Origin of the sequence: Flavobacterium sp. P21 (assembly GCF_050632225.1) — a bacterium.
GTDB lineage: Bacteria > Bacteroidota > Bacteroidia > Flavobacteriales > Flavobacteriaceae > Flavobacterium.
Window position 1 is genome coordinate 4167639 of the sequence record NZ_CP192585.1, and the last position, 19399, is coordinate 4187037.

Consider the following 19399-nt stretch of genomic DNA (forward strand, 5'->3'; position numbering starts at 1 on the left):
AATCCAGAACTATTGATTAGCGACATGATAAGCAATTAAACCATCGATTGGTCTTCTTAAAACATTTCCTAATTTAAGCTCATATTTATCGAAAGTCACTTGTAGTTCATCTTTTAAATAAAATGCAATAGAACCAACAAAATGTACAGGAACTTCTTTACAGTTATCAAACTGTTTGATGTAGTTTTTAACGAAAGATTTCATTCCTTTGAAAATGATTTTTCTGCAGAATTCAGTGTCTTTATGCTTAATTAAAAACTTTGCATAAGTTGCCAAATATGCATTTGGATTTGGCTCTTTATATAATTTGTTTTTAATAAAATCAGGATCAACGTCGTACTCTTTTTCAAGCTCAACCGCCAATTCTTTAGGCATTTTATTGAAATAATATTTTCTGATCAATTCTTTTCCGAAAACATTTCCACTACAATCATCCATCACGATATATCCTAATGATTGTACTTTTTGATGCAATACTTTTCCATCAAAATAACTGCAATTAGATCCTGTTCCTAGAATTGAAACAATTGCCTCTTCTCCTTTTGGAGTTGTTGCATAAACAGTCGCATAAGTATCTTCTTGAACGTCTACAATTGCATTAGAAAAATATTCTTGAAAGACTTGTTTCAAATATTCTTTCATTCTGTCTGTTCCGCATCCTGCTCCATAAAAAAACAAGTGCGAAGCATTCTTTTTGTTTTGTAAAATATCAAAACGGTCATTTAATCTTTCGATGATTTCAGGACCATCAAGAATTTCAGGGTTCAACCCTAAAGTTTGTGTCGTGAATAATACTTTTCCATTATCATCTATCGCAATCCAGTCTGCTTTAGTAGATCCACTGTCAACTATTAATTTCATTTTATTTTTTGTTTTTTGAGTTAGTTTTTCTTCATTTAAATAAAAAGTGTATTTTTTACATTAATTAAAGACGTAACAAAATAAGAAAATCCCGTTACTTTGAGATAACGGGATTTTGCACAAATATATATTATTATTTTAAACCTGCAATATGTACAGATAAATCGATTAATTTGCTTGAGTATCCGTACTCATTATCGTACCAAGATACTAATTTGAAGAAAGTAGAATTTAATCCAATTCCTGCAGTAGCATCAACGATAGATGTTCTTTTGTCAGAGATGAAATCTTGAGAAACAACAGCATCTTCAGTATATCCTAAGATACCTTTCAATTCGTTTTCAGAAGCTTTTTTCAAAACTGCCATAATTTCTTCGTATGAAGTTTCTTTAGCCAATTTCACAGTTAAATCTACTGTAGAAACGTCAGCAGTAGGAACACGGAAAGCCATACCAGTTAATTTTCCATTCAAAGATGGAATTACTTTTCCAACCGCTTTAGCGACACCTGTTGAAGAAGGAATGATATTGATTGCAGCGAGCACGTCCACCTCTCCAGTCTTTTCTAGAAGGTCCGTCAGCAGTCATTTGAGTTGAAGTTGTTGCGTGAACAGTAGTCATTAAACCTTCAACGATTCCGAAATTATCATTGATAACTTTAGCTAAAGGAGCTAAACAGTTTGTAGTACAAGAAGCGTTAGAAACAACTAAATCAGAAGCTTTTGCAGTTTCGTGGTTTACTCCCATTACAAACATTGGAGCATCAGCAGAAGGAGCAGAAATGATTACTTTTTTAGCTCCACCTTTTAAGTGCTCGCTTGCAGTTTCAACAGTTGTGAAAATACCAGTACATTCAGCAACTACGTCAACATCAACTTCGTTCCATTTTAAGTCAGCTGGATTTCTCTCAGCAGTGATACGGATGTTTCTTCCGTTTACATATAATTTTCCTTCTTTAACTTCAACAGTTCCGTTGAAACGACCGTGAACTGAATCATATTTTAATAAGTAAGCTAAGTGATCTACATCTAATAAATCATTGATTGCTACAACCTCTACATTATCTCTATTGAAAGACTCTCTAAAAACGATTCTTCCGATACGTCCAAATCCGTTTATTCCTAATTTTACTTTTGACATTTTACTAAATTTTTTGCTTTTGTTTTTATTACACTAATTTAAAAGTCTAATTTCCTCACAATAAACTTTCTTTCCTTTTAAACTTTTATTTATTAGGTCGACATAATGTCTGACACTCTTAATAATTCTCTATCAATTTCTGATTTTCCTTTAATTGCCTGCTCAAGCGGCGTCAAAACTACTTTGTCCTCTTTAAGACCAACCATATAGTTTGATTTCCCTTCTAATAAAGATTCAACAGCTTTTACACCTAAACGGCTCGCCAAAACACGGTCAAAACAAGATGGAGAACCACCACGCCGCATGTGTCCTAAAACAGAAACTCTTACGTCATACTCAGGCAAATTAGCTTCAACGTAATCTTTTAATTCGAATACATTTTTACCAATTTTATCGCCCTCTGCAATAACCACTATACTTGATGATTTTCCTGAAGCTTTACTTTTTGAAGAGAGTCCAACAATCTATCTAGACCTAAATCTTCTTCAGGAATAAGGATTTCTTCGGCACCTGCTCCAATACCAGCATTAAGAGCAATATGCCCAGCATCTCTACCCATAACCTCTACAAAAAACAGACGGTTGTGCGAGCTTGCTGTATCTCTGATTTTATCTATAGAATCTACAACTGTGTTTAAAGCTGTATCATAGCCTAAAGTATGGCTTGTTCCATAAATATCATTATCAATTGTACCTGGAATTCCAATTACAGGAAAATCGTACTCTGAATTAAAAATTAAACCTCCGGTAAAACTTCCATCTCCACCAATAACCACTAGAGCGTCAACTCCGGCTTTCACAAGGTTTTCGTGAGCTTTTTTCTACCTTCCGGTGTTCTAAAGTCAACAGAACGAGCCGATTTTAAGATCGTTCCTCCTTTATTTACAATATTGTTTACACTTCGAGGGCCCATTTCTTTAAAATCACCTTCGATCATTCCTTGATACCCTCTATAAATTCCTATGCATTCTATATTATGATAAGCGCATGTACGAACAACTGATCGTATTGCGGCATTCATTCCTGGCGAGTCTCCTCCTGAGGTAAGAACACCAACTTTTTTATTGTTTTTGGCATTATTTAAGTATTAAGTTGTAAAATTAGCAAACATTCGGCACTTTTCAGGCGATGATTATCAGAAATTAATAAAATATGTTAAATTCAAACGTTTTCGTTAATAAGTTTTTTGATAGCAAAAAATTCATTTAAAATAATAAAAGGCACTTATTTTAATTAAATCCTTAAAATTAACAATACATTAATGAAGTGTTACAAAATTGCGAAAGTGCACTTTGTTCAAAAAAACATTTAAACCTCTAAATTTAAGCATAAAAAAACCATTACGCGAATAATGGTTTATAATTTGATTTTATTTAACAATAGGTTAAAAATCGTCGTTATCAGGAATCAGACCTTGATTATTATATACAGGTGGTGGTTTCTTCTCTTCTTCCTTTTTCTCAGGTTTCTTTTTATTTTTATCAGCATCCTTTTTATTGGTAAAATTGATATAATCTGGATTCAAATACGAATCTTGTAAATCATCAGATGAACCTTTTTTAATCGTACGCTCCAATTTATGGCTCTTAAACAATTTATTAACCAATTCGCTGAACGTATCAAAATCGACCTCATACGAAATACCGACACCTTGCGTATAACCAATTCCTTGTCCTATATAATTAATGTCGTTTTCTTTATTAAACAATCTAAGGTTCATTGAGCCATCTTCATTAACGCGGTAAAGAATTTCAATATCTCCAACTATTGCCGATTCGTTGACTCCTCCTACTGGCACACCAACTTTTCCGTTAATAGAAATCTTTTCATTAATCTGCGATGAAATATTAGCCACAAACTGACCATCGGCTTCTTGACCAATTCTTTTATCTGCAGAAATAAAATTCAAATCGATATTTACTTTATCATTATCCGATTTAATTATGCCTCCTAATAAACTTGTCGCAGTTTCTGCAAATGTTCCAGATAAATCACTTTGATTAAATCCGTCAGGGCTCATGAACGATCCTGTTGAAAGCAAGTACAAAGCCTGTGTCTGGCGAACATCTTTATCATCCAACTTATATTGTATCTCCGATTTTAAAACACTGCTCACAGATGGAAACTGAATATCAAAATTAGGATCTGGACTTGTCAAATCTCCTCTCAAGCCAATAACAACCTCTACAGGAACCTTTTTATTAAAAGATGAATTTTCTAATAACACCGCTGGATTTGCCGATGTTCTGTAAACAGCTTCCAGATTAAGTTGCGCTTTCATAGGGTTTCCTTCCCAAATAATAGACCCTCCTTTTTTAACCGCAAATTTTTTATCGATCAGACCGCCATATTTAAAATTATAAGTTCCTTCATATGCCTGGAAATCTCCCCACATATTAAACTTGCCAAGCGTATTGATTTTAAACAATAAAGATCCGTATCCTTTTCCTTTCATACCATGACCGGAATTTCTGTCCAAGATTACTTCAACTTCTGCATCTGGCGTAATATCAAAATCAAACTCTAATTCCAGACCGTTATAATTTCTTGTTTTTTCGACAATCCCATTGGCCAAATTATATTTTTCTTTTGGTGTCACAAAATGTATCCAACTGCTTTCGCCAACACTTTGTGCATTGCTTATTGGAATCTTAATTTCTGTTCCTTTTTCAGATTTCGCATCAACTTTAATAAACAATCCTTCAGTAGGACCTTTAATACTGGCTGTCCCATTTATAAATGCAGTTCCAAAATATGCTTGCATCTTCACTGTCTTTGGTATCAAGTGCCAATAATCGTTTTGAAGTCACTGTAAGATCTAATTTCCAGTTTCCAAAGTTATGATGCTCAATTGTTCCGTTAAGCAATCCTTTTGTTTTGTATTTGGTATCTGTCAATTGATTATTTCTAAACAAGAATTTCTCATCAGTCAAATCAATTACTGTTCGATCGCTTAATTCATAATCTGTATTTAGGTATGGAATTGTCATTCCTGCTTTTTCAACATAAAGTCTTCCATTGATTTCCGGTTTTTTCAAATTCCCAACAACAGCGGCATTTCCAGAAACAGATCCGCGAACATTTGAAATTACTTCACCGCCAACAGGACCTAAAGTAGCCAAATTAAATCCTTCCATTTTCAAATTAAGATCTAAAAATGTCTCTTTGTTTTCAATCGCAAAAGTTCCGTTGGCCTTAAATGATTCGGTAAAACCATTTTGAATCGATGAGTTTACTGTAAACTTTCTAAAACTCTCATCTCCCGAAATATCAAAATTCAACGTTCCTAACTCGGTTTTATTCATATTAAGATGATCAATCTTAATCGAAGCCGTAGGTTGGTAAACATTTTTATTTTGCTTATAATTCACTTTTCCGTTCAAATTTCCATTGAAAACAAACTTGGAATTATAAGGTGTAATTTTATTGATGTCCACATCTTCAAAATTGAGGACTAGATCTTTATAGTCTGCTCCTTTAATCACTCCATTCAAATCTATTTTCTGGCCTTCATGAGATAAAACAATATTATCAAAATTGAAGTTTTTAAAATGCTGATCAATAATAATCTGATTGTCTTTTTCTGATTTTTCGTTCAAATACCATATATAGTCTTTAAACTTCATTTCAGATTTCTTGATCCCGACAATGTTGTTTTTGTTTTTATCTATTGTATGAAACAAATCGAGATTGAAATAATCTTCGCCCTTGTCACCTCCTTTGAATTCTGAACGCACATACAACGTATCTTTGGCTGTAACGTTAATTAAATTGAAATCGCGTATTTTATAATATGGCGTTTTTATACTATCTAACTCAACATAAGCATTATAAAGCGTATTTTTATTATCAATATTGATTCGGATGTTGTCAAAAGTGTTTTTGTCCAACTTGATCTTTTGCGATTTGAATCTGAATTTGAATTCCTGCAGATCGGCATCAATTTTACCACGCATAACCGTGGAAGAATCAATGTTAATTTCCGGATAAAGCATTTCGACAACTTTATCATACACATGAAAATTAAAACGCAAAAACTGTCCTTTTCCAACCTTATAAGGTTTATAATTGGTATACAAACTTCCTACTGAATTCATCACCAATTTATCCAACTGATCAAAGCGGAATTTACCAACAATTTGCCCGTTTACAACATCTGTAGAATTTACCGCAATTGTTCTAAGTCTATCAGCATCAAAACTAGAATTGATGGTCACATCATCAAAAGCATAGGTGTTTTTAGGATTTTTATATACCGCATCTTTAATGAAAATATTTCCTTGAAGATTCTCAATAGAATTTCCAGAAACTTGAACAACGGCATCTCCAGTGAAAGTAGAAATAGAATCAGACACAAATTTCAATTTGCGCAAATCGGCGTTTTCTACATTAATATGAAAATCATATTTGTTTTCACGTTTGCTCAAATCCACCAAACCATCAAAAGTCAAACTTAAATTAGGATCGTTCACAGAAACCTCTCCTTTATAATATGGAAGTTTGAAATTCCCATTAACAGTGATATTATTATAGGTGTAATTATTGTAATCCAGTTTTGCAATATCACCTTTTATAATTGTATTCAGATATTTCTCAGTAAAACCAACTCCATCCACATCAACATTTAAAGTTGTTCTGCCAATATCTTTTCGATCTAGTAATGCTCCCACATTAAAGTTATCCAAAATAATATTACCCGAATAAGATGCCTTATCAATAAAGTCCATATTATTCAAATGCAAATCGGCTTCTCCATTCCCTAAATCGGTTACCATTTTGAATTTGGCTTCCAAATCAGTTGTTGATACTTTTGTTTTACCTACAATATTAAACTTCCCGATTCTTTTAAGTTCTTTCGGAAGCCTTTTCCCAAGCACATTCGGCAACAAAACCACAAGATTATCATAACTAGAAGTCAATTTGTCAAATTTTCCTTCCATTGAAAACTTCTGCATTTTATCTCCTAAAAGATTTTTAAAATTGATGTTCCCAACAATTCTAGAGCCATTAGTATCACTCAATCTTAACTTACGCAGATTCAAATTATTAAGTGGACCATTTAACTTGGTTCGAATTCTAAAATGCTGATTTCTTCCTAATCCATCATAGAAATAACGAATATCATTTGAAGCAATCGAAGCTGAATCAATTGCAACATCAAACTTTACTTTATCTGTAAAATGAAGAAAATCCTCTACTTTATATCTTAAAATTGCCTGACCATAAAGCGTTGATCTCTTTGTTTTTATCGCAAGATTCTCAACTTTTATTTGTTTTTTGGTATAACTGAATTTCCCAGCGAAATTAGAAACATACAGGCCACGATGATCTTGAAATGAAAACCTGTGAATATTTGTATTTACATCAGGACCATACAATTTGAATTCGCTTATGTACGCGTTCAGTTTTGTAAATTCAAGAAATTTTGGTGTCCTTTTGTTCTCATCAACAACAGAAAAAAATCCTTTTGAAATATAGGCATTTCGGGCAGTCAGCAGAAAATGTTTTTTTGATTTTGAAGGTTTTCCTGTTTCAAACAGTTTGACGAACTTATTTATATTATTTTCGTCTTCGTTTTTATAGGTTTTCAAATTAAAAATCAAACCCGTCAATCGAAGATCACCAAAAATCAAATCGCCATCCATCAATCTTTTAAAACTCAAAATATCAGTCGTAATAATATCAGAAGCGATCATTACTTTTTTGTGATGATCTAAAATCACCACATCTTTAAGCTTTACACCTCCAAAAATATTTATCGCAACTCTTCCTACCGTAATATTGGCATTAAAATCTTCTCTCAAAGAGTCTGTTGCGTATCTGGCGATTTTTGTTTGTACGACAGGCAAAGACAGTATGATAGCTACTGCTAACAAAAGTAAGATCAACCCAATTAGGGTTCTGGATACTATTTTCTTTACTTTTTTGATAGTCGCTTTAATTTTAGTTTTCTATTAATTTGTTTTGCACAGACAAAGTACGGCAGATTTTGATAAAAATTCTTTAATTTTGGCTTCTCCTTTACAATCAAAGAAATCAAAAATTTGATTTGTCAAATATAATTCAAAATTTGTGCCTTTATATGCAAAATTCAGAGGTTTTTATTCTTGCCATTGAAAGTTCGTGTGATGATACTGCTACCGCAGTTCTACATAACGACAAAGTACTTTCAAATGTTGTGGCCAATCAGTTAATTCACAATCAATATGGCGGTGTCGTTCCAGAATTGGCTTCAAGAGCACATCAGCAGAACATTGTTCCAGTAATTGATGCCGCACTTCGCAAAGCAAATATACAAAAAGAACAGCTAAGTGCCATTGCTTTTACGCAGGGTCCTGGCTTGATGGGGTCACTGCTTGTGGGTGGTTCATTCAGTAAATCATTGTCATTAGCTTTAAATATTCCGCTTATCGCGGTCAATCATATGCATGCTCATATTTTGGCACATTTTATTGATGAAGAAGGTTTTGACAAACCTGAATTTCCATTCTTAGCTTTGACAATCAGTGGCGGACATACTCAAATTGTAAAAGTAAACAGCTTTTTTAACATGGAAATCATAGGTGAAACCACTGATGATGCCGTTGGAGAAGCTTTTGACAAAAGTGCCAAAATTCTTGGACTTCCGTATCCTGGCGGACCTTTAATTGACAAATATGCAAAAGAAGGAAATCCGAAAGCTTTTCAATTTACAAAACCAAAAGTTCCTGGATTAGACTTTAGTTTTTCTGGATTGAAAACAGCGGTTTTATATTTCATTCAGAAAAACAAACAAGAAAATCCAAATTTCATCGAAGAAAATCTGAATGATATTTGTGCTTCTATTCAACATACTATCATCGAAATTTTGATGGATAAACTAAAATTAGCTGTAAAAGAAACCGGAATTACGCAGATTGCAATTGGCGGAGGAGTGTCGGCCAATTCAGGAATCAGAACTACACTGAAAGAAGCAGAAGGCAAATATGGCTGGAAAACTTTTATTCCTAAATTCGAGTACACAACAGACAACGCCGCAATGATTGGAATTGTAGGTTATCAAAAATATTTATCAAATCGTTTTGAAGACGCTTCTGTTGTTTCAAAAGCGAGAATTCAATTTTAATTATGCAGTTATTTTTCAATCCCGATATTGACGAAACAACCGAAAGTTTTTCTTTTGACAAAGAAGAAAGCCGTCATATCATAAAGGTTTTACGCAAAAAAGATTCAGATATTCTGCATGTTACAAATGGAAATGGATTACTATTTGAAACCGAAATTACTTTGGCTTCAGACAATAAATGCATTGTCGATGTACTTTCGATTCAAAAATCTCCTGAACCCAAATTCCGTTTGCACTTGGCGGTCGCACCAACCAAAATGAATGATCGTTTTGAATGGTTTTTAGAGAAAGCAACCGAAATTGGCATTCAAGAAATAACGCCTATTTTTTGCGATCGATCTGAGAGAAAAGCAATAAACCCGGAGCGTTTTGAGAAAATCATTCTTTCGGCAATGAAACAATCAAACGAAACATTTTTGCCAAAATTAAATCCGGCAATTTCGTTTAAAGAATTTATCAAACAAAAAAATACAGGTTTGCAATTCATTGCGCATTGCGAAGAAACGGATAAAAAATCATTGAAAGAAAGCTTGAAACCAAATGAGAATGTAACATTGTTAATTGGTCCCGAAGGTGATTTTTCTGAAAAAGAAATTGCATTGGCAATCGAAAATAATTTCAAACCCGTTACGTTAGGAAATACACGCTTAAGAACAGAAACAGCGACAGTTGTAGCTTGTCATAGTGTTGTGTTTTTTAATGAAAGTAATAATTAAAGCTTAGTTTTGTCATTGCGAGGAACGAAGCAACCGCATTAACAAAAATCAAGCTTTGTATATTAGTGAGGTTGCTTCGTTCCTCGCAATGACTTACCTAATAATTAAAAAATACATGAAAAAAATATTTTATCTATTATTACTTTTTTCAATCTCTACTTTTTCACAAGAAATCGCTTTGTTAAAATACAGCGGTGGTGGTGACTGGTACGCCAATCCTACTTCATTGCCAAACTTGATTCGTTTTTGCAATTCAAATATTAATACACGCATCAAAGCAAAACCTTCAACAGTTGAACCTAGCAATCCTGACCTTCTTTCCTATCCTTTTGTTCATATGACGGGACACGGAAATGTAGTTTTCAGCGATTCGGACATTACTAATTTGAGAAATTATTTGACCTCTGGTGGTTTTCTTCATATTGATGACAATTATGGAATGGATCAATATATTCGAAAAGAAATCAAAAAAATATTTCCAAATAATGATTTGATCGAAATTCCAGCAAATCATCCTATTTTTCAAAAACCATTTCCTTTTCCAAATGGATTGCCAAAAATCCACGAACATGATGGAACACGCGCGCAAGCCTTTGGAATTTTTGTCGAAAACAAATTAGTGCTTTTATATACTTACGAATGTGATTTAGGTGATGGATGGGAAGACGCCGAAGTTCATAACGATCCTGCAAATGTTCGCGACAAAGCTTTAAAAATGGGCGCAAACATTATCAATTATATCTTTACCAATTAGTGAATAGTAATTAGTGATTGGTAATTCATAAAATAAAAACCATACCGCGACTTTTCACTTCTCACTTTTCACATTTCACACAAAAAAATGCGACTCACTCATTACGACAATCAATTTGAAAGAAAAACGTTTCCGATAACATTAGTCTGCGATCATATTTATTTTCAGCAGAATATCGGTTCGATTTTTAGAATTAGTGAAGCTTTTGGAGTAGAAAACATTATTTTTTTAGGAAAAGACATTCCGCTTACACCTCGCAAAATCAATAAAACTTCACGAAGTACACATTTGCATGTACCGCATCAAGTAATTGAAGAAACTTCAAATTTGATTACTTATCTACTTAAAAACAATTTTGAAATTATTGCGCTGGAAATCGCCAGCAACAGCAAACCACTCAAAGAAGTCGTTATTCCTGAAAATCAAAAAATTGCGCTTTTAATTGGAAGCGAAATAAATGGTATTTCAGACGAGCTTTTAAAAGTTTCACATCAAATTGTGCATATAAATATGTTTGGAAACAACAGCAGTATGAATGTTGTACAGGCGACAAGTATTGCTCTTTATGAGATTACTTCTTTGTAAAAATTCTTTTTTAGGCATCCTATTAGTTTTTTTTTGCCGATTTGATTTGTTTATTTTTTTCGATAAACAACAGATAATCACGACGAAATACATTTCAAAAACACAAAAGAAAGAAAAAACTTATTAATATTTTTTGTTAAATTTTTGTAGGAATCAGTATCTGTAAGGGATTGTAAAATTTCTCACAAAATAATCTTTGTAATATTTTTCTACAATATTTTTTTGTTATAAAATTGCGTTATAATTAACCAAAGTAATTTTTTTATAACAAAAACCCAAACTATTATGAAAAAAATTTTTATTACCGCAGTTGCGGCGTTAATGCTGTTTTCTTGTCAAAACGATCAAACTGAAGGAGCTGGAGCAGAAGCAAAAGTTGCTACACTTCGTTCTTGTGCTTCACAAGACGTATTAGAAGCGCAATTAAAAGCAGATCCGATGCAGGCCATCAGAATGAACCAAATTGAAGCTTTCACAAACGAGCAATTGCTTAAAGGATTTTCTGGCCGTTTAGTAAATGGCAAAATCGAAATTCCGGTTGTCGTGAACGTTTTATACAAAACAACTGCACAAAACATTTCTAATGCACAAATCCAAACTCAAATTGATGTGTTAAACAAAGATTTTAATGCTTTGAACTCAGATTACAATAGCGTTCCTGCTTTGTTTGCTGGAGTTAAAGCTAACATCGGAATTACATTTGTATTGGATCAAGTAATCCGAAAATCAACTACTAAAACATCTTGGGGAACTAATGACGCTATGAAAAAAACAGCTCAAGGCGGTATTGCACCAACATCTCCTACTACAAAACTTAACTTATGGTCTTGCGCTATTGGTGGCGGAATTCTAGGTTATGCGCAATTCCCTGGTGGCTCATCTGCAACAGATGGAGTTGTAATTGATTCTCGTTACTTCGGTTTGTCTGGTGCCGCAAATGCTCCTTTCAACTTAGGAAGAACAGCAACTCACGAAGTTGGACACTGGATGAATTTACGTCACATTTGGGGAGACGCAACTTGCGGAAGCGACTTAGTGTCTGACACTCCTACACACAATACTGCAAACTATGGCGTACCTGCATATCCACACTATAGCACTTGTTCTGGAACTCCAGTTGAAATGACTATGAACTACATGGATTATGTTGACGACAATGCAATGTATATGTTCTCTACAGGTCAAAAAAGCAGAATGTTAGCCATTTTTGCTTCTGGAGGACCAAGAGCCGCTTTTGCCCAATAAATCTAAATAAAATGCACAATGAAAGCGAGATATTTACATCTCGCTTTTTTTATGCTTCCTAAATTTTTAAAGCTTTTTTCCTATATTTATGGTCTAAAACTTAACTATGATCACTTCAAAAATCATTTCTAACGGAATTCTAAGAGCCTTGGCAACCATACTGGCAGTTGCCGCAGTTTTATACTTTTTATATGAAATACAGACAGTGATCGTTTACCTCTGCATTTCGCTAATTCTATGTTTGATCGCAAATCCATTAGTGCAGTTTTTAAGAAGCAAATTAAAATTCAGCAATTCTTTGGCGGCGACCACCACAATTATTCTTTTTATATTATTAATGGTAGGCTTCATTCTTTTATTTGTGCCATTAATTATTTCTCAAGCCAATAATTTATCCTTATTAGATACAAATCATTTGCAGGCGCAATTCGTAGAGACAGAAAAAAGCTTAGAAAACTATTTCAATATCGAACATGTTGATTTGAATAAAATGCTGAGTGATTCAAAAATAACCTCAGCTTTGGATTTTAATTATTTCACAAGCTTTATAAATTCCATTATGAGTTTTATGGCCGATATGGGAATGGGATTAGTTTCTGTTTTTTTATCACTTTTTTCTTCATCAAAGATCAGGAAGCTTTTAAAATTCAAGCCCGAAAAATTCTTCCTGACACAAACGAAGACAAAATATTAAATTCAATCACAAAAATAAACCATTTGCTGACGCGTTATTTCATTGGGTCGCTTTTGCAATTAACAGTTGTCTTTTTTCTGTACCTTATTGTATTGATTATCTTCGGAAATAAAAATGCTTTTGTAATTGCTTTTTTATGTGCCATCTTAAATGTAATCCCATATATAGGACCAATTATCGGAACTATTTTAGCCGCCATTTTAACGATGATCAGCTTGATTGGAAATGATTTTCAATCCGAAATTTTGCCAACGACGATTTACGTAGTAATCGGTTTCTTGTTGGTTCAGGCCATTGATAATAACATTAGCCAGCCTATAATTTCGTCAAAAAGTGTAAATTCGCATCCTCTGGAAATATTCCTGATTACTTTAATCAGCGGTATTACTTTTGGAATTGTCGGAATGATTATCGCAATTCCGGTTTATACTATGCTGAAAGTGATTTTAAAAGAGTTTTTTCCAGACAACAAAATCGTCTCCGTATTAACTGAAAGAATTTAGCTTTGAACAATCCTATTTTGCATCCAGACATTCAAGAATTTATAATTCAAAATACTGGTGCAGATATAACAAAATTAGCGCTTCAGAAAAATCCTTTTCCAGAAATGGATTGGATTACAATTTTAAATCAAATTGAAGCGCGAACTAAAGCAAAAGACAAACTACCAACTTGGTTTAAAACCGAAAATATTATTTATCCAAGTAAAGTTTCAGTTGAACAGACTTCTTCTGAAAAAACGGCGACTTACAAAGCTTCTTTAATTTCAGGAGAAACTTTGATTGATTTAACTGGAGGTTTTGGAGTTGATGATTTTTATTTTTTACAAAAATTTCAATCTGTAACTCATTGTGAAATTAATCCAGATTTATCAGCAATTGTTAAACATAATTTACAGCAATTAAGTATAAAAAATTGTTTTTGCTACGCAGATGATTCAGCCAATATTTTAAAAGAATCAGACCAAAAATGGGATTGGATTTATATTGATCCTTCTCGAAGAAATGATGCAAAAGGAAAAGTTTTTATGCTAAAAGATTGCTTGCCGAATGTTCCGGAATCTTTAGATTTTTACTTCGAAAAAAGCGATTCTATTTTAATAAAAACCGCCCCGCTTTTAGACATTTCGGCAGGTTTATCTGAATTGAAATTTGTAAAAAACATTCACATCATTGCACTTGAAAATGAAGTAAAAGAATTGCTTTTCGAAATTCAAAATAATTATTTGGGAGCCATTACAATTAAAACGGCTAATATCTTAAAAGAAAAAACAGAAACTTTTGAATTTGTTTTAGGCAATGAAACCGAATTTCCTTCTTATGAATTGCCTCAAAAATATTTATACGAACCGAATTCGGCTATAATGAAATCTGGTGGATTTGATGAAGTGAGTACTTTTTTCAAAATTAACAAACTTCACAAACATTCTCATTTATATACTTCAGAAGATTTAATTGATTTTCCAGGCAGAACTTTTAAGATCGAAAAAATGATTCCGTACAGCAAAAATGAGATGAAAACGGAGCTTGCAAATCAGCAGGCCAATATAACAACACGCAATTTTCCCGATACTGTAGAAAACATCCGAAAAAAGTGGAAAATAAAAAATGGAGGCAATTTATATTGTTTTTTTACAACTGATGTAAAAGATAACAAAATAGTTTTAATTTGCACCAAAATAATCTAAACAATGAAACAACTAATTACACTAACTCTTTTTTTATTAACCTTTACTGCATTTGCACAAAAACCATGTGAATATAGCGCCAATGTAACTGACTCGCTAGGCACTTATAAAGTGACGAACGAATACCTTATCAGTGAAAAAAACTTTGGAGGAAACTCTAGTTATGTTTTCTTTTCTTTGGCACAAACTGATGGTCTTCCAACACTTAATTTGCAACTTATTCAAAAAAGTAAAGATTTTATAAAAGCAAACTGCTTTGACAAAAACTCGCGCGTATTTTTACAATTACAGAATGGAAAAGTGGTAACTTTAATGCACATCGATCAAGAAAACTGCGGCACACTTATTCGCGAAGGTGGCTTTGACAATCGAGTAAACACGGGCATTTTTATGTTTGTAAAAGACAATTACGAAGAGCTTAAAAAATCGCCAGTTACAATGATGCGAATCAAATATTTGACTGACACAGAAGATTACATTGTAAAAAGCGAAATAACATCTGAAATGAATAAAAAGGTTTATAATCCTGATACTTATTTCATTCAGAACATTCGATGCGTTGAATAATTATTCGCATTTCCAGTTTTGATCAGATACTTTGTCGCTCAAACCTGCTTTTAGATTATAATGCCACCATTCTGAATCAAATGAATTGAAACCGTTTTTGATCATTATTTTTTTCAAAAACTTTCTGTTTGCCTTCACTTCTTTTGAAAGCGCGGTATAATTATGGCTGGCTTGGATCCCGAAAAAATCAAAAGGAGTTCCCATATCAACTTCTTTTCCATTGGCATCAACTATTGAAATATCAACGGCTCCTCCTCTATTGTGGATGGAGCCTTTTTTTGGATCAGCCACATATTCAGGGTTTGAGACAATTGCCCACATTCTTTTTTGAATCGATAAAGGCCTGTAACAATCATAAAGTTTAATTTTGAAGCCTTTCTTTTTAAAATCATTATTTGCCGCAATTAACGCTTTGACCGTTTTCATTCTCAAAACACATTCGGCACAATCATACACTTTTGCTTTCAAAAAATTATCTTCTGTTGCGTATTTCATATCGTAAACAAAATCCTTGCTGAAATCTTTCAAGTTAACAAAAGTGGTATCGGGAATTTCTTGTTTTACAGGGCCTTCATATGTTTCGTTTTGAGCGTCTGAAGAAACATTCCAAAAAAGAAAAACAGCAAAAAACAAGAATTTTAAAAATTGCGACATAATGCTTGGGATTTAAAAAAATGAAATTAAACAATATTTTAAAACTTTCATATTGGAAATCGCTTTCTTTTTTAAATAAAAATCTGATGTTTTTTCATTAAATTAGCTAAACAAGACTTTACAAATCAATTAGTTAATTCAAAAAGATATACTATGAACAAAAGAAAGAAGCATTTTTTTATAGTTGCGTTGAGTTGTTTTGCAATTGTATCCTGTAAAAAAGAACATATAAAAAGTGTCCCAACTACCGACTCAACTTCTATAAGAACTGAAGCATTAAAAACAGACAGCACAGTTTTAAATCCAACAGACTCACTTTATGCTTTGGTAGATAAAAGCGTAATTGGAACCCAATTTTTAACCAAGAGCGCACTTGCTCCAAGATTAAAAACTTTATTGGGAACAGATTATGATGAAATGGTAAAAAACTGGAATACAGAAACTCCTTTTGAAAAACAAGAAAATATAGTACATGCTTGGGGATGCAAACAACATGACTGCAATTCGTATTCTTATGATCTTTTTATTGATGTAAAAAACAACAAAATCAATGTATACAAATTTGCAAAATCGAAAATGACTGTTTTTAAAGAAGATAATTTTGACATTGAAATCAAAGATGCATTTTTAAAGGACTTAAATACAAAAAAGAGTAATGCTGAAATTAAATAGAGTTTTCAGTCGCAGTCACGGTTCACAATGCTCACTGCATCTAAAAACTGAGACTGCGACTGAAAACTGCTACTAAATCTCTCCTGTCAATAGGATATTTTCCTGAATCCCTTTATCTTTCAACATTCTAAAATGAGAGCGTATCGCATGATAAAATGGATATGAAGTGTATGGCAAGTCATATTCTTTTGCATAACGCATTATAATCGGTGTAATATAAGGATAGTATGTATGTCCCACACCAGGAAACAAGTGGTGTGCAACGTGGTGTGTAAAACCTCCGTATAAGAAGTTCGCTAATTTGCTGTTTGTGCTGAAATCTTTGGTTACAATCATTTGATGCATTGCCCACGTTGCAGAAAGATTTCCGTCTTCATCAGTTTGTGGAAAATGCGCATCTTCATCAACATGCGTAGATACAAGCGCAACAACCCCTAACGCACTTCCGCATAAATGCAAGGCCAACCAACCGTATAAAACCATATACCAAGGCTGATCTAAAAGAAGCATCGGGATAAAAAGCATATAGATCAAATTGATGATTTTAGCCGCAAATAATCTGTAGATTTCACGCGTTGGGATTTTTTCAACGACTTTTTTCACATAGTTATTTTTTGTTCCAAAAAGTCCTTAAAATCACGAATATACATCCAATTCAAACTATAAAGTGGATAAATAAACCACATATAAATGTGCTGGTATTTGTGATAATTAAACAGCGGACTGTTTGGAAAAATCCTGATGATGTCGCTTTGTTTGATATCGACATCCCAATCCGGAACATTTGGATAAGCATGATGAAGATTGATGTGACGACGTGTCCAAAGCCAGTGATTGCTTCCAAAAAGCTCCAAAACATACATAAAATACTCATTGTATTTTTGCTTTTTGAAAAGTGCTCCGTGAGCGGCATCATGAAATGCGTTTATAAAAAGTACGATCATGGTAAAACCGCACAAGATATAAAACAAGAACAACAACGGAGTACTGTTTCCGAACAGCAAAATACAGGCATAAAATAAAAAAGAGAAATACAAGTCCGACAGACTTGATAATGTTAAGCAGATACAATGATGAATTTTGCAAAACAGTTTCGTTCACTTCAGTACGTAACTTTTTAAAAAAATCATCATTGCCAGCTTTAACGTAAACTGGGCGTTTTAATTTTTCCATAGAATTAAATTTTGCTGAAATTGTCATACCAAATTTAATAAAAAAAGTTAAAAGACGTTAAAACAAAGCTTTACAATTTGAAAAAAGTAAGAAAAATCAATTCTTGAAAAAAGTATACTAAAAGTCCGAATTGTTCGCAAAAAGCACAACAAAAACACATCATTTTTTTGCTTCTTGCATTTAAATTATCAATAGAAATAAGCCACAGCATAATCTTCTTTAATTTTTTATAGAATTTTCGAAAGCACTTCAGATTTTCAGTTTTTCGTATTTTGCTTAAAAGTTATTTGAAAGTCAATTCCATTTTTCTAAAAAAATCAACCATGCTAAAACTAAAATGCGCTTTGCTAGTTTTGTTTCTTTCATTTTCAATGTACAGCAAAACTATCATTCATGTAAACCAAGTTGGCTTTGATCCAAAAAGTCCAAAAATTGCCATTATTGAATATTATAACAATCTTTTAAGTGGCACTTTTGACGTTGTAGATGCCGAATCCGGAAAAACAGTCTTCACTTCCAAAATTGGAAAAGCAGAAAGTGTTGAAGATTGGAAACTTGGCAATTTTTATTATAAAGCCGATTTTTCATCTTTTCAAAAACCAGGGAATTATAAAATCACTTTCAAAATTGCCGACCAAATCTATACTTCAGCTCGTTTTTCAATTGAAGAAAACATATTAGCTAAAAAAACAATTTCTGCAATTGTACATTATTACAATAAACAAAGAGCCAACACGCCCGAAGAACTCGAAGCCGATAAAAATATGTTACTCTTTGGAAGCTCAAAAAAGTAGATGTCCATGGCGGATGGTGCGATGCATCTGGAGATGTAAGCAAATATTTTTCGCATTTGGCCTACGCCAATTTTGTATCGCCACAACAAACGCCATTGGTAACTTGGTCGCTTATCAATACCTCTGAAACCATTCCGAAAAAACTAGAACAATGGAAAATAAAAGATTCACTAGATAACGAAGCAATTTGGGGAGCCGATTACATGATGCGATGCCTTTCTGATGAAGATTATTTTTATATGATTGTTTTTAGTTATTTTGATAAAAATCCTTCGGCCAGAAGAATTGTTGGATTAAAAGCTAATAGTGTAACTACAGATGAATACCAGTCCGCCTTTCGCGAAGGCGCCGGAATGGCAATCGCTTCACTGGCCAGAATTTCACAATGGAATAAAAATGGAGATTTTACTTCACAGCAATATTTAGACGGTGCAAAAAGAGCATACAAGCATCTTTTATCAAACAACACAAAATACGATGACGACGGAAAAGAAAACATTATAGATGACTATTGCGCTTTAATGGCGTCGACCGAATTATGGATTGCTACAAATGAAAATTTCTATCGAGATGAAGCCAGAAAATGGGCACACAATCTTGAAAACCGAATGACAGACAAAGGCTGGTTTAGAAGCAATAATGGAAACCGTCCTTTTTGGCATGCGACAGACGCTGGTTTGCCAATTCTAGCTTTGACTCGCTACCTGAAAAAGAAAACGACAAAAAGGAAAGAAATATAGCAACAACGGTAATC

Annotated in this window: 15 protein-coding genes and 4 pseudogenes; 11 read left to right on the forward strand and 8 right to left on the reverse strand. The window is 33.2% G+C overall.

Annotated elements, in window-relative coordinates; all coding sequences use genetic code 11:
* Nucleotides 1-9: 9 nt before the first annotated feature.
* From ACQ9BO_RS20865 to ACQ9BO_RS20885, 5 genes and pseudogenes are all read right to left on the reverse strand, one after another.
* Nucleotides 10-861, reverse strand: coding sequence for an N-acetylglucosamine kinase (locus ACQ9BO_RS20865; RefSeq protein WP_431242306.1), 852 nt, complete (start codon nt 859-861; stop codon nt 10-12).
* A 133-nt stretch (nt 862-994) separates the two neighbouring features.
* Nucleotides 995-2000, reverse strand: a pseudogene (gene gap, locus ACQ9BO_RS20870) (type I glyceraldehyde-3-phosphate dehydrogenase).
* Nucleotides 2001-2092: 92 nt separating this feature from the next.
* Nucleotides 2093-3076: pseudogene (pfkA, locus tag ACQ9BO_RS20875) on the reverse strand (6-phosphofructokinase).
* A gap of 307 nt (nt 3077-3383) precedes the next feature.
* Nucleotides 3384-4763 carry a translocation/assembly module TamB domain-containing protein gene (locus ACQ9BO_RS20880; protein ID WP_431242307.1) on the reverse strand — a complete coding sequence of 460 codons (1380 nt, stop codon included), beginning with the start codon at nt 4761-4763 and terminating at the stop codon, nt 3384-3386.
* On the reverse strand, nt 4714-7803 hold the full coding sequence (locus ACQ9BO_RS20885; protein ID WP_431242308.1) for a translocation/assembly module TamB domain-containing protein: 3090 nt from the start codon (nt 7801-7803) through the stop codon (nt 4714-4716). Before ACQ9BO_RS20885 ends, ACQ9BO_RS20880 begins: the two co-directional genes overlap by 50 nt.
* A 278-nt stretch (nt 7804-8081) precedes the next feature.
* Between ACQ9BO_RS20885 and tsaD the strand changes: the two genes are divergently transcribed.
* The 8 genes and pseudogenes from tsaD to ACQ9BO_RS20925 all read left to right on the forward strand — a co-directional run bounded on the left by tsaD (nt 8082) and on the right by ACQ9BO_RS20925 (nt 15352).
* Nucleotides 8082-9104, forward strand: coding sequence for a tRNA (adenosine(37)-N6)-threonylcarbamoyltransferase complex transferase subunit TsaD (tsaD, locus tag ACQ9BO_RS20890; RefSeq protein WP_431242309.1), 1023 nt, complete (start codon nt 8082-8084; stop codon nt 9102-9104).
* A gap of 2 nt (nt 9105-9106) precedes the next feature.
* Nucleotides 9107-9820: a 16S rRNA (uracil(1498)-N(3))-methyltransferase gene (locus ACQ9BO_RS20895; RefSeq protein WP_431242310.1), complete on the forward strand. Its 714-nt coding sequence runs from the start codon at nt 9107-9109 to the stop codon at nt 9818-9820.
* Between the two features lie 115 nt (nt 9821-9935).
* On the forward strand, nt 9936-10574 hold the full coding sequence (locus ACQ9BO_RS20900) for a DUF4159 domain-containing protein (protein WP_431242311.1): 639 nt from the start codon (nt 9936-9938) through the stop codon (nt 10572-10574).
* Nucleotides 10575-10661: 87 nt separating this feature from the next.
* On the forward strand, nt 10662-11159 hold the full coding sequence (locus ACQ9BO_RS20905; RefSeq protein ID WP_431242312.1) for a TrmH family RNA methyltransferase: 498 nt from the start codon (nt 10662-10664) through the stop codon (nt 11157-11159).
* Nucleotides 11160-11444: 285 nt separating this feature from the next.
* On the forward strand, nt 11445-12404 hold the full coding sequence (locus ACQ9BO_RS20910) for a M43 family zinc metalloprotease (RefSeq protein ID WP_431242313.1): 960 nt from the start codon (nt 11445-11447) through the stop codon (nt 12402-12404).
* A 106-nt stretch (nt 12405-12510) separates the two neighbouring features.
* Nucleotides 12511-13601: pseudogene (locus tag ACQ9BO_RS20915) on the forward strand (AI-2E family transporter).
* Nucleotides 13602-13603: 2 nt separating this feature from the next.
* Nucleotides 13604-14785, forward strand: a complete 1182-nt coding sequence (locus ACQ9BO_RS20920; RefSeq protein WP_431242314.1) for a THUMP-like domain-containing protein — start codon at nt 13604-13606, stop codon at nt 14783-14785.
* A 3-nt stretch (nt 14786-14788) separates the two neighbouring features.
* Entirely contained in the window at nt 14789-15352 is a 564-nt protein-coding gene (locus ACQ9BO_RS20925) for a hypothetical protein (RefSeq protein ID WP_132988085.1), read from the forward strand.
* Here ACQ9BO_RS20925 and ACQ9BO_RS20930 read toward each other — a convergent pair whose 3' ends face one another.
* Entirely contained in the window at nt 15353-16006 is a 654-nt protein-coding gene (locus tag ACQ9BO_RS20930) for a M15 family metallopeptidase (protein WP_431242315.1), read from the reverse strand.
* A 153-nt stretch (nt 16007-16159) separates the two neighbouring features.
* Between ACQ9BO_RS20930 and ACQ9BO_RS20935 the strand changes: the two genes are divergently transcribed.
* A complete protein-coding gene (locus tag ACQ9BO_RS20935) occupies nt 16160-16678 on the forward strand; it encodes a hypothetical protein (protein ID WP_431242316.1) in 519 nt (172 codons plus the stop codon).
* Between the two features lie 72 nt (nt 16679-16750).
* Here ACQ9BO_RS20935 and ACQ9BO_RS20940 read toward each other — a convergent pair whose 3' ends face one another.
* Complete coding sequence (locus ACQ9BO_RS20940; protein WP_431242317.1) at nt 16751-17281, reverse strand: fatty acid desaturase family protein; 531 nt, start codon at nt 17279-17281, stop codon at nt 16751-16753.
* Nucleotides 17278-17622: a fatty acid desaturase gene (locus ACQ9BO_RS20945; RefSeq protein ID WP_431242318.1), complete on the reverse strand. Its 345-nt coding sequence runs from the start codon at nt 17620-17622 to the stop codon at nt 17278-17280. The genes ACQ9BO_RS20940 and ACQ9BO_RS20945 overlap by 4 nt, the downstream gene beginning before the upstream one ends.
* Nucleotides 17623-18174: 552 nt before the next feature.
* Between ACQ9BO_RS20945 and ACQ9BO_RS20950 the strand changes: the two genes are divergently transcribed.
* Nucleotides 18175-18645 carry a cellulase N-terminal Ig-like domain-containing protein gene (locus tag ACQ9BO_RS20950; protein ID WP_431242319.1) on the forward strand — a complete coding sequence of 157 codons (471 nt, stop codon included), beginning with the start codon at nt 18175-18177 and terminating at the stop codon, nt 18643-18645.
* A 50-nt stretch (nt 18646-18695) separates the two neighbouring features.
* Nucleotides 18696-19385, forward strand: a pseudogene (locus ACQ9BO_RS20955) (glycoside hydrolase family 9 protein); the annotation flags it as partial.
* Between the last annotated feature and the right edge of the window lie 14 nt (nt 19386-19399).